Raw genomic sequence first — 14,494 nt, 5'->3', positions numbered from 1 at the left:
GTCAACGCACGTCCCGGGCCAGTTGGGCCTTGATATTCAATGACATACGAAGGAGTGCATTATGGAAGGCCGTCGAAGCCAGTTTCGATTTCCCACCTGCGCGCCGCGACATTCACCAGCATCTGCAGTGAAGCTTTGCTGCGTGGAGCGTAGACGACATAGTAGGCATGCTCGCGCTTTTCATCCAGACCCCGCCGTACCAGCAGGTAATGTCCGAAGCTACGTTCCTCGGCGGTGATCTGCAGTCTCCACAGTGGCGTCATTACCCAATCGTACAGACGTTCGCCTTTGGCGCCCGCGCCAGCCGACAGGCGCTCCCATGCCGTTGACGGTAACACTTCGGCTATCTTGTCTGCGCGAACGTACTTCGGTCCTTGCCACCATAGCGGCTCATTCTTTGCGACTGCCAGCACGAAGGCCTGCTCGCGGGACTCGAGCCACAATCGCAGGTCACGGTCACCACCATAAACCTCATCACCTGTGACCCAGCCGCATGGCAGGCCGGCATCCAGCGCACGCTCAAGCATGCTGCGCGCGAGCCGTGGCTTCGTTGCAAACTCCAACGTCGGTGGGATGCCGGCTGCTTTGCATCGAGCTGGGTCATCGGTCCATGCCCGCGGCACATACAGCTCGCGATCGATGAATGCACTGCCGCCGTGACCGGCATAGCAGAGGAATACGCCGACCTGGCAATTCTCGATTCGGCCCGCCGTGCCGCTGTATTGGCGTTGAACGCCGGCCGAGTGCTCACCTTTCTTGACGAAACCAGTTTCGTCCACAATCAGCACTGCATCATGCTCGCCGAGTCGTTCAACCACGTATTGGCGCAGCACATCACGTGCGGCATCGGCGTCCCATTGCGCCCGCTCGAGAAGGTGTTGCACGCCGTCCGGTGTTGCCTCGCCAATCCATTCGGCAAGTTGCCAGCCGTTCTTGCGCTCGACTGTGCCCAGCAGACCCTTCATATAGGTCAGTGAGCGCTGCCGAGGTTCGGGGCGTCTGAACAGGTGTCCGAGACGTTCATGCAATGCGTACAGTTCACGTTCCCACGATTTCGCAATCGCCCGCATCGGTTTATACTCACGTAGTAGTACTAGTCAACTATAGCAAAAAAATCTACGGCTGTAGTACTAGCAAACAGGCACGCAAGATTGAACCGATCGCCTCACCGGTGACTGCGTCCGCTGCGGCTTAGCAAGATGTCGCGCAAGCTTCCACGTTTCGAGCCTGTTGGCTTGGAAGAAGGAAGGGCGTGGTGGAGAAAGTATCGTGGTAATCATGACGTCGAGCGCATGCAATTGGAACTCGCTCACGGGCGTCCGATCTTCGGGGAACTCGAAATCTATTTCGCTGCGGAGCAAAGGGTGTGGCAGGCGGAAGACCTCGGGCAGCCCGTTGCGCTCGAGAAGATACGTTTGTTGCTCATGGAACAAAATCTCAGGCAGAGTACGCTTGCGGGACTAAAGCCACTACCACGAAGAGGCGAACCCGACGAACCCGAACCGCGCTAGTCGACTAGGTTGACAAGCTTTATATCTCGCTTACATGGTTGTGCCGGGAAGCGAGCCGGCGGCGCCAAGATCTGTAAAAGCAGGGGAGGGGACTGGTAGATTCTCACGAAGGAACGACCATGACGTTGACGGACGAAGAGGGCGCGCTTTTTATGTTGCTATTGCAACACGTAGAAGCGGATCGCACATGAGCCAAGAGAAAAGCTGGACGTACGTCGAAATCACGCTGGCGACAGAGCGCAATCGTGCGCCTAATGCATGCAGTTGCCGAGAAGGAAGACCCGACTGAGGCGCGGACGCTCTTGAGTTGGGCGTGGGGAGTTTTTCTAGGATGGACCGCACTGACGAACGGTTGGCAAGTCGACGGCGATAGTGCTCGACTCGAAGCCCTGATTTGCGTCACGAGCAAGCCGACGAGGTAACGTCGAGGGCATCGCCTACGCTCAGTCTTGCTAGTGTCGACCAAGCTTGTTGCTGCCGACGCCAGAATGAACCGGTTGCCGACGCGCCTACAAAGGCCGACCATTCGAAGATGAGGTCGATGTCAGGCCGGTTCACGTAAATCTCGGCATCCGGATCAAAACGGAGTCGGCGACCACACGGAATGATGCTCACGCGGGTGGCCAGCTTTGTGCTGATGTGCGCAAGGGGTATGTCGGCTCAGGCCGCCTGGGTAAAAATCTTCCAGCTTTTCTTCTGTGTGCTGACGTCGGCTGCTTCGAATACCGAACAATCCAGGCGCAGATCAGTGTCGGCCATCGAAATGTGCAGCAGCGCGCAGCGATGCGGCGCTTTCTTCGGATTCTTGCTCGCTTCGAAATGGACGCACGACAAGCACATTCGATGCGGCGGCATCTGCTCCTGCGTTTCCAGCTGACTGATCGTTTTCAGCAACGTCCGATAGAACGCCGCCTGTTCGTCGACACGCAACGTGCCGACGGCCTTCGCCAGAAAGTCCGGCCATTGCAGCGCACGCTTGGCCACCGTGCGGCCGCGAGAAGTCAGGCGAAGCGCGAGCGCACGGCCGTCCTCGATCGCACGACGTTTTTCGACCAGACCCTTGCTTTCAAGGGTGGTCACCGCGTCGCTGGTGGTCGCCGCGGTCAGCGCGGTTTCACGTGCGATCTCGCCGAGCCGCATCGGTCCCTTGCGCTGCATGAGCAGCACGAGGATTTCGCCCTGGGTCGGCGTCATCCCTGCGCTTTCCGCCCAGTCCCATGCCTGGCTGCGCATGGCCGTGCCCAGCCGCAGCAGGCCGTGCGTCACGCGTCCAGTCGCCGCTTCTCCGTACACGCCTTCGCTCATGGTCTTTCGGATCTGCCTTAGAAGGACAACATTCTAAGCGACTCGGGGCTTTCACGGACGCGGCCGGTTGGAGCACGATTAATGCTGATCTTGGCAAACCCACTTTCCCACGATGCCGGAGGCCGAGATGGAAGTGACCAAGGAGATGATTTACCAGGAATCGCTCAAGCTTCAGGAGGCGATCGCATGTCTGCGTGTCGAGGTCAGGGCGCTGGAGACCGTCATGGAACGAATCGAGGCGATGGGCCCCCATCAGGTCCATGAATACGAGATCGGCGGCGTTATGGATGCTGCACCAAGCACAACAGAGCGTGAGGCGCACGCATAAAGCAGCTCGAGAAGCTCGATTTATCTAGGTGCCCCACGAAAATTCGATAATTGTCAGTTATGTCAATGGAGCAATCGCAGCGGCGCTTTCCGTTGATCTGAAGGGTTTCGTCCAACGGCTTCGTTGCGGGTTGCAATGGTAAAGCGATCCCTCAAAACCGCGCGACTTTGCTGAAGGTGCTCAAGCGAGGCGGCGATCCCGCGAGGAACGCAATCCTGATAGGCAGCAAAGTCGAACAGAGCGGCATCGGCAACTGCGGCGAGCAGTCCTATGTGGCCTTCAAATACCTGGTGACCCAGGGCGCGCCTGGGCTTTTGTGACAAACACAATAGCGGCGCGTGATATTCCGCTACATCACGGTCCAGCTAATGCCAACGAACGGCTTGCAACTGAAGAGCGCCTACCTGGATGGCACGACGCACGTCGTGATGCCGCCCGGGCACGCGCATCGCACGGGCAAGCCACCATTCCTCGGTGCGCGGGGTCAACGCTTCTGACGCTTCTCGATTTCCCGTATCAGGCGTTCGATTTCTCCATGTTCGCCGGCTTTAGTGCCCCGTCTTGCAGGCAGTTGCCCAGCGGTGGCCTGCTTCGCCTGCCGGCGCGCCCGGCGCCCGTCCGCAAAGGCCGCCGGTGTTTCGGCTATCCGTGTTTCCTTCTGCCGTAGTAGATCCTCTTCTCGCGCAACTGAGCGTTCGGCCGCGACCGGTGTGGTGCGTTTCGGTAGCCCAGCCAACGCTAGATAGCGGTCGATGGCCTCCGATACATTCTCCCAGCCATCAGGGCAGGAAAATTCGTTGATCAGTGGCAGATTGAGGGCCGCATAAATCGGTACCCAGCGTTCTTCATCGTCCTTCCAGCGACGCACGGCCAATTTCGGATTGAACTGATACCAGCCTTGTGCCACGCGCATGAAGAGCGCCCGATTGTAGGCGTAGTCGCGTTCAATCTCGTTTCTCGCTAGCACACCAGACAGATGCTGGCGTTTGTTGCGTTCAGGACGCACCACGTTGACGGGCAGATGTTGCCAGGCTTCCAGAATGGTCTGAGTGTCGAAGGCGCCGTTGGCCTTGGGCTGCCAGTGGGTGAAGCGCGACTTGAAGAGCACCCACAGCGTCTGAAAAAGACAGTATTCGGATTGGTGCCGGTCGATGCGCATGAGCCGATCGCCGATATTCACGTCGATGCTGGCCGGGGCGAGATGTTCGTAGAGTGCAGCAAGCGGGCCGCGGGCAAACTTCGCGTCGCGGAAAGCTTCACGCAAGGCCCAGTGAAGGCCGTTGTAGCCATAGTGATCGACCGCCTCGCGGTCGGCCCCGCGTTCCAGCAAAGCTTCCACCAGCGGCACGTTGCCAGCGGCGGCAGCAGCCATCAACGGCGTCTGGTTCATCGGCAGTCGATGCTCGATGCCGTGCTGATCGCATTGTCTCAGGATGTCCTTGAAATGGCCGGCGAAGTACGGGACGTAGGTCTTGCGTCCCAGCGTCGTGCGCTGCTGAGCAAAGTTTTGCGCCTGGTCGAATCTCGCTTCCTTGACCAGCCAATGCGCGAGCTGCGGTTCATCAAAACAGGTGGCATAGTCGTAAAGTTGCTGCTTCGACTTGGCACCCGGCGCTTGTTCGCGGAACACTTTGACCAACAGTTCATTGATCTTCGCTTCGTTGAACACCGGCCAGGGCACGGGTGTCTGTTTCAGGATGGTGCTACGAATGGCTTCTGCCTGCTCCTGCTTGCCCTGAAGTTCGAGCTTGCGCGCTTCTTTCTGCCAGTCCTCGCGCGTGGATTGTTGCGCCTCCATCTCGACCTGACCGAGGTCCATCGCGAGCAGTCCGAAGAGCGGGTGCTCCGTGTCCGACTCGATGACGTAGATATTCTTGATGGCACGCGTGAGCGCCACATAGAGGGCATTGACGAAGAACTTGTAGACCTCCAATGACTTGTCGCTCTTGTCCTTCGCACGGCGGTAGTCCAACACCTCAACGCCCAGATCGGCCTTGGTGACCCCTTCGACAATGTCGCTGAATTCGGCGCGGTGATCGGAGATAAAACGGTACAGGATGATGTTCTCGTATTCGAGGCCTTTTGCTTCATGAATGGAGAACAGCAGGGGCGTCGCGAAGTGCTTTCTCGCTTCCACCTTGTCTTCATCGCGCATCACCAGCACGGCGAACTGCGTGGACTGGCGAATCCTCTGGTCAAGCTCGCGTTTCGTGACGTCCTTGTCTGGCATCAGTGCGACCTGCCCAGGCTCTCCTCCCACGGCTTGGACGAGAAAGTTGCTTTCCCGGTCGATCGATCCGAAGCGCCGCTGCTTGATTTTCAGCAACTGGTTGGCGACGCGGGTGGCCTCCAGCCCGTTGCGGAAATTAGTGGTGAGCACGCGCAGTTCCTGCCGCTCGGCCAGCTTCGGGTCTTTCCAGAACAAGCTCTTGACCTGACTCCATGAAAAAAAATTGGGATGGACGATCTGATTGGAATCGCCGCAGAGTAGAAAATGGCCGGGTTTCTTCAAGGTCTTCAGCACCAGCGACAATTGCGCGGTGGTAATGTCCTGCACCTCATCAACGACCACGAAGTCGTAGCGTGGCGCGGCCAGTGCCTGCCATTCGTGAGCGACGAGATTGAGGTCGTAGAGTTTCGCCTCCGTCAGCCAGGCGCGATACCTCTCGAACAGATCGTAGAGCTTGTCGCGCTGGTCTGCCGGAAAGATGGACTGGCGCACGCCGAGCGTGCGGTAGTCGTCCCACGACAGGACGCCGCCGGCCTCGGCCGTAATCACGCCGCGAATTTCTTCAAAGACCTGATGAACGTCGAACTCCCTGAAGGTCTGCCGCATGCGGGCAAACCAGCCGACGAAGTCCCGCCAACTGGCTTCCCGGCCCTGCGGAACGCGGATGGACTCGACAAACGCTCGGTAGGAGAGGAACGCGGCTTCCTGCCCGTTGTGCTCGAAACCGCTGGCGTAGTACAGATCGCGAGCGCTTTGCGCCAGATAGCTGGAGTGGGTCACGTAAAGCACCTCGCCGTCGGCGTGTTTGAGCTTCTCCAGCGTCAGCGCCGTCTTGCCGCTGCCGGCGCTACCGACTACGATCAGGGGCGGCCGCTGGCGATAGATGGCGTCTTGCGTGTCGTCGAAAGAGATGGGCTTGTCCAGCAGATGAATCGCCGTGCGTTCCGGGTGCAGGTAGCGCATGGTTTGGGCCTCTCTGATGGCCTCATCCGCATCGATATCGGCAATCTTGCTTTCATCGATCGCCGCACCACGAAGGAAGCGCGACTTGTCATACTCGTGATTGGCGATCACCTCCAGCATCAGCGCACAGACCTCGTCGCCATGGCGAATCAGAGAGAACAGAAGTCGGTCGGCGTCACCGAGTTTGGCCCGATAGAATTTGCCGTGGCTGAGGTTGGCCAGTTTCTTGACCTGTGCAGCGCGGAAGTCCTGACGTGCGATGGCATCAGCGACCTTGCGATAGCTGGCGGCGACACGCGAGGTGTCAAGCCCGGTGTATTCAAGAATCTTCATGCAATGTCCCGGCTCGGGTTACCTGGCATGGTTACAACTTAAGGCGGCTGCGACTGACATGAGTCCGAGGGCTTCGGCATGGCGAACGTGAAGCCAATCGTCGGGGACACCAACAGCGATTGTACGATCCTTGCTTTCGCTCGACGCGCTGCGGATCTTTTCATGGATTTCTCGCAGATCAGCTGCGACGAGCAGGGCGCTGGAACGCGACCGTCAGATCATGTTCGAGAACCAGACGCTCGATGAGCATAAGGACGAATCCCGCTTCAAGGTGGGGGCCGGCCCGACGGAGAGTTCGTCGACCGCGGACCGTCGACCACGTCGTCTAGAAACCTTTCGCTATCTAATTTAGCAGGTGATGTATCGAGCGTTTCCCGAATCCGAACGGCAGAGCGAGGGCTCGACAGTCCCAGAACGGCCGCACGAGCGGCGCGCGCGCAGGGATCACCTTAACGTGTGGGTGGTCTGACACCATTTAGAACCGGCACTACTGCGCCGGCTGTGCCGGTGCGTGCATTAGTACAGCGATGCGTTGCGGCGTCCGATGTGGAGCATGATTACAGTAAGTGTGCGGGCGACACGCGTTCGAAGCGATGGCGCCATGCCAGCGTCGTCGAAACAAATGCATAAGTGAGGGCCCTTGCGATGACTGAATTTAACCCAGCACTGGTGACCGACGCAAGAACTCACCTGCTGTGCTACCTGGTCGCGAGCGCACTCGCGTCGTACGCGCTCACCAAATCGTGGCGTATTGATCACATGGTCGAATCGGCCAGAATCTGGCTCGCGAGGAACCAAAAATCGACCAGCTGGCTCGAGCGCATTATGCTTGGGCAACTCGCGTTAAAACTCGCACGCGAACAGCAGGCCCAGACGCGCGCCTATGCGGATGTCGGGACGCTTTTCAACAGCGAGTTGGGCCTCAACTATGAAAGCCCAGTGGTCGGCCGTCTTTGGCAGCGTTGCAGTGAGGCGTTGGGTCGGCGCGGGGATTTTTTAGGCAAATAGGGGCGCCGTCCGAACGCGATGCACGTCACGAAAGTCGTCCCCTGGGGCACGCCGTTTCCACGTCTGATCCTGTGATCGGTGCGCATCATGTTTACCTCAACCTCGCTTATTTCAGGATCTGCGTTGACAAGGAGCGTGCGCAGTCGCTAACTATCCACACCGCAATTCGTCCACGCCGGGTGCACGCATTGAGGTAACCGTGGCGGATTTCACCTTTTGAACGACCGCCGAAGAGGAGCGTCGGGATGAGTCGCGCCGTCGAACTGCCGCCCCGCGGTTACCCCGCGAGTCATCGGCGAGTCCCGTTGCCGCGCTTCCAATACGAGGACAAGCCGACAGGGGAGGGCGTCAATTGTCGGCGCGACGTCTACGGAACGTGCGGCGGCGAGAATGCTGACTCGCGTCGCATCGCCCATCTGGATATGAACGCATTCTTCGCGTCGGTGGAAGTCTTGCGCTATCCGGAGTGCACGGGCAACCGGTCGTGATCGGCTGGAGTCGCGATGCGGTGCCCGAAACGCCTGCCGATGGCGATCGACGGTTCCGACGGTCGCGCGGCTATGCGGGGCCGCGGAGTGGTCGCCACCTCGCTCGCGCAGACAGCGTAAGGCCATCACGAGCGGCCGGTGGTTGTCAGTTTGCCGCCGAAGTCGATGCGCCGGGCGACGACCTTCGAGCGCCGTGGTCGGGCTGTCTGTCGGCGGCAGTTACGGGCCTGTGCGAGCGCGTGGCCGAAGACTTGACGCGCAAGGGTTACCTTGGGCGGACCATCGGCGTCAAATTGCGCTTAACGATATTCGCATCGTCAAGCGCGACCTAACGGTTCCGGCGCCCACGGCCGACGTGACCAATCCGCCGTGCCGCCACCGTGCCTTAATCGGATCACGGTCGTACGTGCTGCGTTTGCTTTGTGTGCGAGTGAGTGCGCTCACGAATGAAAAGCAATCCGATGTGCCGGAGCGATCTCAGGCCGAACTTGCGTTTGACTACGAGCCCTGAGCGCGCGTGCTTTCACGAGGAGAAGTCACCGGTGTGAGGCGGTATTCGCCGAGTGAACGCTGATTCAGGCGTTAGGCATTCTGGGGACTTGGGCCGTGTTTAAAAGGCGGTCCTCCGTCTCACGGTGCTTCTATCGAAAACGCTTGAAGAGAAAATCCAACTCTGCAGACGACCTCGGTTCAAGAGCTCGAATCCGGCTGAGCCCAGGGCCAATCCCGCTTTTCGTCCGACACGCCCCATTTGGTTTGGAACGGGACTTCCCGAAATGACGCCCGACGCCATGTCACCTTTTTCTGGATGTGCATCACAAAAGCCTTTCCAGCCGTCCTGATTCTCTTCGAACAAGGCGTGCTGCACGGACGATGTCAGCGCGTCGTGATTTAACTGCTGCTCGAGCAGTTCCTTGGGCCATCGAGAATATGCGCTCGTCGCGCGTCGGGCAAACTCGGTCGCCCTCATCGTGGGCGCGAGCCCGCGAAGAAAAGCGAATCGCTGCAACGATGCGTTCATCGTTGACCAATTGCGCGACGCATGCGTCGGGGCGATTCGCGTTTGCCACGCAACGCATGGCTTCCAGCATGTCCCCGAGATGCAGCAGTAGTTCTCGTCTCTCGAATCGGTCGTCCAAGGCTTCTTCCTGATGATGGTCCATCCTTTTATTCTAGCGTCCGCTGTGCGCCTGTCTGACGAAGGCGCACGGCGAACTCATGGTTACGCATGCCGTTCAACCCGTCGTTATGAACGTTACGGTACGCCCTTATCAACGGAGCTAAGCCGACGCTCATTGAGCAGATAGAAAACATGCGTTTGCCAGTTCACTTTCTGCTCATATGTTGGATCAAATGACGCGGACCACGATGGAGTGACATGCGATTCCGCTGGAAAAAATAGCACCGAGAATGCGTTAAGGGCTACCGACGACCACCGATGTGTGCCTTGCAACGCTTAGTAACAAGTAATCGTGTCTCTAGCGTATCTCGCTCTTCGTTATAGGCGTGAACGGTGGCATAGTGCGAGCATGACCTTTTCAAGGAGACCATCATGCCAACCCTCAAACAAATCCAGGACAAAGTGAAACGACTTCAAGCACAGGCCGAGGCCTTGATTGCAAAGCAGGGGAAAACTGTACTGGCCGACATCCGAAAGCTCATGGACGATCACGGGCTGACCATCGCGGACATCGAGGCGCACGCCGCGACGAAAAAGCGAGCGGGCCGTCCAGCTGGTGGGGCATCTGCAAAGGTCGCCAAGGGGAAGGCCGCGACCCGACCGATTGAAGCGACCGCGTCGACTTCGGCGAAGGGCAAGTTGCCGCCCAAGTACCGCGACCCGAAAACGGGTGCGACGTGGAGCGGTCACGCCCGACCGCCCGCCTGGATTGCGAAAGTCCGGGACCGGACGAAGTTCCTGATCGACGGCGCAAGCGGTGCAGTCAGCGCCAATGGGGTGAGAAGGGCGAAAACCGCGCTCAACAAGACCTCGGCCGCGGCCGGAGCCGTTGCTCGCAAGGGACATGGCAAAGGTGCTTTACCAGCGAAATATCGCGATCCGAAAAGCGGCGCAACGTGGAGTGGACGCGGTCCCGCTCCGGCCTGGTTGGCGGCAGCGAAAGACCGCACGAAGTTCCTCGTCGATGGGGTCGCGGCTGCTCCCGCAAGCGGCGCCGTTGCGAAGAAGGCCGTAGCCAGTCAGACTGTGGCCAAGAAGGCTAGCGCAGCGAGCGCAAAGAAGTCTTCCGTAAAGACCGCAGCGAAGAAAGCGCCGGTTTCTTCGGCCAAGAGCATTGCTGGCAAGAAAGCAGCGAAGCCAGCAGTGAAGAAGGTTGCGAAAAGCAACGTGGCAAGCAAGGCAGTCGCCGCGAAAAAGGCGGCCACGCCGTCTGATGCCACGGTGGCTCCCGCGTCGGCGGCGGCACCAGAGGCGGTGAGCGCGCCGACGACTCTGTAGCGGGCCCGCTCCGGGACCGCCGTCTCCGGTCGAAACGCAAAACGCCCCGCGGACTGTCGTCTTGAGGGGCGTTGCTTTCTACAGCGCTTGATTTACAGTGCGGCGTTCTTAAGCCTTTTCAGCGGACGCAGTTTCGAACGCACGTATACAGGTTTCGCAGCGACCCATTTATCTTCGCCCGTCAACGCGTCCTTGCCGAAGCGCTTTTTCTTGGCCGGCGCCTCCTGAGTTACCGCCTCGACCAGGAGCCAAGGAGCATGAACTCCTTGGCGCCTTTCTTGTGGACGGAGGCAAGCACCGTTTCTTCGAGTGCCACCAACAGCACCTCCGCGGCCTTCGGTCAACGCTTGCACCCGCAGGGAGATATTCGGTCAGCGATGCCTTTGTGAAGGAATCTATGATCGGCTTCAGCGGCACCCCTGTGACCACTTTCTTCACGACAGGTGCGGCTGCGTTCTTCGCAATGGGGGAAGCTGCCGGGAGGGCACCCAATCACGACCCATACTCGGCACTGTATTCACCTCCCGCTCGCCCATCCGCCGCGTTTCGCCCGTCCCTGCTAAGCATCGATGCGCACTACGTCAGGGGCGGCCCGTCGACTGTGCTAGATTGTCCCCACTCAATTCGTAAAGGGATACGCTGTGACTTGGTTGACGCGCTTTTTCGGAAATGTACGAACGCCCCGAACCGCACCGGAGCCGCCAAGTGGCTTGTCAACTCAGGACGACCAAGCCACACCGGCAACTACCGCGTTAGCGCGGGCCATGGACTCGACAGCGCATCAACGCTTTTCAGACGCGGTCGCCACCTATCGTCGGCTGACGGCCGAACTGGACACGCGCCAACGAAATGCCGAATTGCGCGAATTTTGGGGCGCGGAAGCCTCTCGTGAAAGAGAGTTGCTCGCGGCGCTCGAGTCAGAGGCCACCCTCATCGTGTATCTTCTCAACCGTTACGCGATGGTGGAAGATCGTTACTATCGAACGCTGAATTCGTCAGAGCAGGCCGCTCTCCTTCGGACCCAAGTCACCGAACTCGCCCCTACTGCTTGGGGCGGCCAGAAAAAGACTGTTTCGGCGGACTTGGAAGCAGGCCCGTTGATTTCAGGTGGGCGCGACGACGTAAGCGAGATAGGCTTGGAGGAATTGGAGCGGGCGAACGCTCGGTTGGCTGAGCGGTGTGCAGAAGTAGTGGAGAACGCACAGGCGCGCGAAAGCGCCATCTTGCTTGAGGAGGAAGCTCTCGCACTTCGACTTTTGGTCGCAACGAAGGAGTCTGAGACTAGGGCGTTAAAGACTCTGTTCCTCAAATACGGTGCGATTCGGGGCGTGCCAATTAGCACGATGTCCGAGCGGCAACGCCGCGATGTCTTCTTGAAAGCCGGGCGGGATATGGCCCGAGAGAAGCTAGAGCGGACGCGTGCAGAGAGGAACGTTTCGGAGGATTTTCCGAAAGCGACGAAAATCCCCAGCGAAGACGAGCCGGCAGATAGCCTGTACGCGGGTTTAGGCGACGGACGCGGACGATTTACCGCTCAGGACGTGTCTGACAAGCTAGAAATCAAGAATTCAGTCGCCAAGAAGATGCTTCAGGACGCAGCGCGACGAGGTGTACTCGTCGCGCTACCCAACGGATGGTACAAGTTGCGTTCACGGTAGTTTTTGATGTCCCCGTCGTTTGAAAAAGATCCGAGATGAATCGTAAGCAGGAGCTTGCTATCGTCGACGGGTGTGCCCTTTGACGAGCCCGCAGCGCAACATCCGCTAGCGCACCATTGACGGTGTTGACACGAATCGCCAGGAAATCGGCCAACAGGCGCTAAGGCGGCAACGTTTCGCCGGCACGGACGCCCGATCGGATAGCGGACTCAATCGAGCCCGCTAGGGCCGCACGGATATGTCCGTTTCGATTGCTCAGATCGGGCAGCCACTCGTACACGACGACCTACCTTTCGGCCTGAAGGGCACCTGCCGGCACTGGCCTCAGCGGCACAAAGGATCGAAACGGCCGCTTCCCTTTCGCTCAGTGCTCTATCGCACATCGAACTCGCGGTAGGTTTCGCTTGTCAAGGTCGCTTAGCACTTTGTCCATTGCATAACCGAGCAGCTTTTTGCGCAACAGCGTGATGCCAATGCGTGCTGCCGTGCGTTCGAGCCACGACACCTTGAACATGTCCAGCGCGCTGCCCGCGACCGCGATCACGCGTGCTTCCAGCAATTCGCGCAGCGGTGCCAGCTCGACCGGCTGAGTCGGCCACTTCGGCAGCGTGATCTCCTCGCGCAGTTTTCCAACCAGCGGAATGATTGGCAACTCGTCGCCGGAGGCGATGCGCCAGTCCTTTCTTACAGCGTCATTCCAGTTGCTGTACAGCGGATTGGATGGCGGCATGCTGAAGTGCTGCGCGAGAAACTGCTGGCAATTTCGGCGCCCGAGCAGATAGTCGTGGCGCCGGAACTCCTCGCTAAGGAAGCCGCCGAAGCCGCCCAGGCAGCCGCTCGCCAGATCGAAGCCTTTGGTCTCGATGCGCGGATCGGTCGGAGAGATCCTTCGGCTCGGCGCGATCAAGTAGCGGCTGTACACGTCGTCCATGAACGCCAGCGCAAGATCGGCAGGATCGAAGCGCGCCTGGTTCTTCCACGCGCCGATGAGGCCGAAGCTCGAACTGAACAGATCGCCGCGCTCACCCGCGATCGTATCGTTCACTTCGGCGAGCGTGTCGGGAAACGGATCGATCATGACGATGGCGCGAATCGCTTCGTTGCCGCCGCGCGGATTCTGCTCGAGCTGGCCGGCCAGCTCGGTGCGGGCGAAGTCGAGCGGTTCATTGTCCATCGTGCCACCGTCGACGACGAAGCCCTTGAAACGCGTGGGCACGACCACCGTGCTGCCGTGGGCCTTCCATGCGGGTACGAGGCAGTCAAAGGCCTGCTTCTGCGTCTTCGGATCGATGTAAGTGAAGAAGTGGTAATCGAGATCGCTGACGTCTCGATCCTCCTCGCGTGCCGCGAGTCCGACTGGAAACGCGCCCGAGCCGAGCGCGGCGTTGCCGAGCAGCTTCCAGACCGGGTGAGTCGAGCTGTTCTGCGCCGACAGGATGGCGTCGTCCGGGCGTGCTTGCGGCACGGCGCTCGTATAGCTCGCGGCGAAACTGCGGTAGCTCTTGTGCATCCACATGCCGAGGCCCGCGTTATAGGTGCTCGTGATCGGTAGGTAGTAAGGCACGCCGCGCAGGCTCGCCTGCGAAAAAATGAACCGCGTGCGCTCGCGCAGGTATGGACGCGCTTTTGGCATGGCGGTGTAGTCAAGCGCGCGATCGGTGATTTGCACGAGCACAGTCGAATCGAGAAGCGAAACGAGCGTGCCCTGTTTGGCGAGGTCGTCGGACTTGAGCAGTTCGCGAATGTCGATGTCCTGCACCCACGCGCGATAGAACGGGTTGGCGCTCTTGCCCTGCGCCGATGCGCTAGCAGCGTCGATATGCGGAAAGTCGTATTTGAGTGCAACCGCAGCGATGGCCGCCGTCATGCTGCCGGCCGAGGCGCCGGCTGAACCGCCTCCGATTTTTCTGGACACGATTTTGGGGTAAAACGTGTTTCTGGAAACGGAGTTGAACATGCTGAAGAAGTCGAAGATGGCCGAGGTTGTGCCGGGGGCGGTGGAAGGAGCGCGTAGCGCGACTGGAAGCGCCCCCGGCGCGGCCGCCGAAGTGAAACGGTGGTCGGCCAATCGGAAGAAACAAGTCGTCTTGCGCTTGTTGCGCGGCGAGCCGGTGGACGCCATTTCGCGCGAAGTTTCGGTACCGATATACCGGCTCGAAGAATGGCGCGAGCGTGCCTTGGCCGGTATCGATGCTGGCCTCAAGGAGCGCGA

13 protein-coding genes and 3 pseudogenes are annotated in these 14,494 nt (G+C 59.6%); 10 read left to right on the top strand and 6 right to left on the bottom strand.

Annotation, left to right across the window (positions count from 1 at the left end; all coding sequences use genetic code 11):
• Positions 1 to 71: 71 nt before the first annotated feature.
• Positions 72 to 1,070, bottom strand: a pseudogene (locus AWB68_RS37935) (IS701 family transposase); the annotation flags it as partial.
• Between the two features lie 129 nt (positions 1,071 to 1,199).
• On the opposite strand from AWB68_RS37935, the gene AWB68_RS48055 reads away from it, so the two are divergent.
• Positions 1,200 to 1,511: a hypothetical protein gene (locus tag AWB68_RS48055; protein WP_143282002.1), complete on the top strand. Its 312-nt coding sequence runs from the start codon at positions 1,200 to 1,202 to the stop codon at positions 1,509 to 1,511.
• A gap of 660 nt (positions 1,512 to 2,171) precedes the next feature.
• Here AWB68_RS48055 and AWB68_RS37925 read toward each other — a convergent pair.
• A complete protein-coding gene (locus tag AWB68_RS37925; RefSeq protein WP_087649352.1) occupies positions 2,172 to 2,816 on the bottom strand; it encodes a MarR family winged helix-turn-helix transcriptional regulator in 645 nt (214 codons plus the stop codon).
• Positions 2,817 to 2,943: 127 nt separating this feature from the next.
• On the opposite strand from AWB68_RS37925, the gene AWB68_RS37920 reads away from it, so the two are divergent.
• The 3 genes from AWB68_RS37920 (at position 2,944) to AWB68_RS50950 (ending at position 3,641) form a co-directional block, all read left to right on the top strand.
• Positions 2,944 to 3,144, top strand: coding sequence for a hypothetical protein (locus AWB68_RS37920; RefSeq protein WP_125483173.1), 201 nt, complete (start codon positions 2,944 to 2,946; stop codon positions 3,142 to 3,144).
• A gap of 167 nt (positions 3,145 to 3,311) precedes the next feature.
• The gene (locus AWB68_RS48515; protein ID WP_160110140.1) at positions 3,312 to 3,464 is read left to right on the top strand and encodes a hypothetical protein; all 153 of its coding nucleotides are present in this window, start codon (positions 3,312 to 3,314) and stop codon (positions 3,462 to 3,464) included.
• Between the two features lie 48 nt (positions 3,465 to 3,512).
• A complete protein-coding gene (locus AWB68_RS50950) occupies positions 3,513 to 3,641 on the top strand; it encodes a hypothetical protein (protein WP_268810968.1) in 129 nt (42 codons plus the stop codon).
• Here AWB68_RS50950 and AWB68_RS37915 read toward each other — a convergent pair.
• On the bottom strand, positions 3,629 to 6,670 hold the full coding sequence (locus AWB68_RS37915) for an ankyrin repeat domain-containing protein (protein ID WP_087649350.1): 3,042 nt from the start codon (positions 6,668 to 6,670) through the stop codon (positions 3,629 to 3,631). The two genes, AWB68_RS50950 and AWB68_RS37915, sit on opposite strands and share 13 nt — an antisense overlap.
• Positions 6,671 to 7,315: 645 nt before the next feature.
• Between AWB68_RS37915 and AWB68_RS37910 the strand changes: the two genes are divergently transcribed.
• From AWB68_RS37910 to AWB68_RS51920, 3 genes and pseudogenes are all read left to right on the top strand, one after another.
• The gene (locus AWB68_RS37910; RefSeq protein WP_087649349.1) at positions 7,316 to 7,678 is read left to right on the top strand and encodes a hypothetical protein; all 363 of its coding nucleotides are present in this window, start codon (positions 7,316 to 7,318) and stop codon (positions 7,676 to 7,678) included.
• Positions 7,679 to 8,100: 422 nt separating this feature from the next.
• Positions 8,101 to 8,268: pseudogene (locus AWB68_RS51925) on the top strand (DNA polymerase IV); the annotation flags it as partial.
• A 137-nt stretch (positions 8,269 to 8,405) separates the two neighbouring features.
• Positions 8,406 to 8,498 (top strand): hypothetical protein, encoded by a 93-nt coding sequence (locus AWB68_RS51920; RefSeq protein ID WP_445344363.1) that lies wholly within the window; start codon positions 8,406 to 8,408, stop codon positions 8,496 to 8,498.
• A 483-nt stretch (positions 8,499 to 8,981) separates the two neighbouring features.
• On the opposite strand, the gene AWB68_RS37900 is transcribed toward AWB68_RS51920, so the two are convergent.
• Positions 8,982 to 9,329 (bottom strand): hypothetical protein, encoded by a 348-nt coding sequence (locus AWB68_RS37900; protein ID WP_235028726.1) that lies wholly within the window; start codon positions 9,327 to 9,329, stop codon positions 8,982 to 8,984.
• A 389-nt stretch (positions 9,330 to 9,718) separates the two neighbouring features.
• Here AWB68_RS37900 and AWB68_RS37895 point away from each other — a divergent pair, with 389 nt between their 5' ends.
• On the top strand, positions 9,719 to 10,624 hold the full coding sequence (locus AWB68_RS37895; RefSeq protein ID WP_087649347.1) for an H-NS histone family protein: 906 nt from the start codon (positions 9,719 to 9,721) through the stop codon (positions 10,622 to 10,624).
• Positions 10,625 to 10,716: 92 nt separating this feature from the next.
• On the opposite strand, the pseudogene AWB68_RS51205 reads toward AWB68_RS37895, so the two are convergent.
• Positions 10,717 to 11,116, bottom strand: a pseudogene (locus tag AWB68_RS51205) (HU family DNA-binding protein).
• Between the two features lie 272 nt (positions 11,117 to 11,388).
• Between AWB68_RS51205 and AWB68_RS37885 the strand changes: the two are divergent.
• Positions 11,389 to 12,282: a hypothetical protein gene (locus tag AWB68_RS37885; protein WP_087649346.1), complete on the top strand. Its 894-nt coding sequence runs from the start codon at positions 11,389 to 11,391 to the stop codon at positions 12,280 to 12,282.
• A 364-nt stretch (positions 12,283 to 12,646) separates the two neighbouring features.
• On the opposite strand, the gene AWB68_RS37880 is transcribed toward AWB68_RS37885, so the two are convergent.
• Positions 12,647 to 14,149 carry a patatin gene (locus AWB68_RS37880; protein ID WP_200828904.1) on the bottom strand — a complete coding sequence of 501 codons (1,503 nt, stop codon included), beginning with the start codon at positions 14,147 to 14,149 and terminating at the stop codon, positions 12,647 to 12,649.
• An 88-nt stretch (positions 14,150 to 14,237) separates the two neighbouring features.
• Between AWB68_RS37880 and AWB68_RS37875 the strand changes: the two genes are divergently transcribed.
• Positions 14,238 to 14,494, top strand: a 257-nt coding sequence (locus tag AWB68_RS37875; protein ID WP_200828903.1) for a hypothetical protein, incomplete at its 3' end; no start/stop codon positions are given.

The organism is Caballeronia choica, from assembly GCF_001544535.1.
GTDB classification, from domain to species: domain Bacteria; phylum Pseudomonadota; class Gammaproteobacteria; order Burkholderiales; family Burkholderiaceae; genus Caballeronia; species Caballeronia choica.
The sequence above is the reverse complement of the archived record's forward strand: the minus strand, read 5'-3'. Positions and strand labels throughout refer to the sequence as shown.

Excerpts from the sequence above, each read along its gene's own strand:
- AWB68_RS37880 (WP_200828904.1), bottom strand. The coding sequence starts at position 14,149 with ATGACGGCGGCCATCGCTGCGGTTGCACTCAAATACGACTTTCCGCAT.
- AWB68_RS48055 (WP_143282002.1), top strand. The coding sequence starts at position 1,200 with ATGTCGCGCAAGCTTCCACGTTTCGAGCCTGTTGGCTTGGAAGAAGGA.
- AWB68_RS37920 (WP_125483173.1), top strand. The coding sequence starts at position 2,944 with ATGGAAGTGACCAAGGAGATGATTTACCAGGAATCGCTCAAGCTTCAG.
- AWB68_RS50950 (WP_268810968.1), top strand. The coding sequence starts at position 3,513 with ATGCCAACGAACGGCTTGCAACTGAAGAGCGCCTACCTGGATGGCACG.
- AWB68_RS37910 (WP_087649349.1), top strand. The coding sequence starts at position 7,316 with ATGACTGAATTTAACCCAGCACTGGTGACCGACGCAAGAACTCACCTG.
- AWB68_RS37925 (WP_087649352.1), bottom strand. The coding sequence starts at position 2,816 with ATGAGCGAAGGCGTGTACGGAGAAGCGGCGACTGGACGCGTGACGCAC.
- AWB68_RS37885 (WP_087649346.1), top strand. The coding sequence starts at position 11,389 with ATGGACTCGACAGCGCATCAACGCTTTTCAGACGCGGTCGCCACCTAT.
- AWB68_RS37915 (WP_087649350.1), bottom strand. The coding sequence starts at position 6,670 with ATGAAGATTCTTGAATACACCGGGCTTGACACCTCGCGTGTCGCCGCC.
- AWB68_RS37900 (WP_235028726.1), bottom strand. The coding sequence starts at position 9,329 with ATGGACCATCATCAGGAAGAAGCCTTGGACGACCGATTCGAGAGACGA.
- AWB68_RS37895 (WP_087649347.1), top strand. The coding sequence starts at position 9,719 with ATGCCAACCCTCAAACAAATCCAGGACAAAGTGAAACGACTTCAAGCA.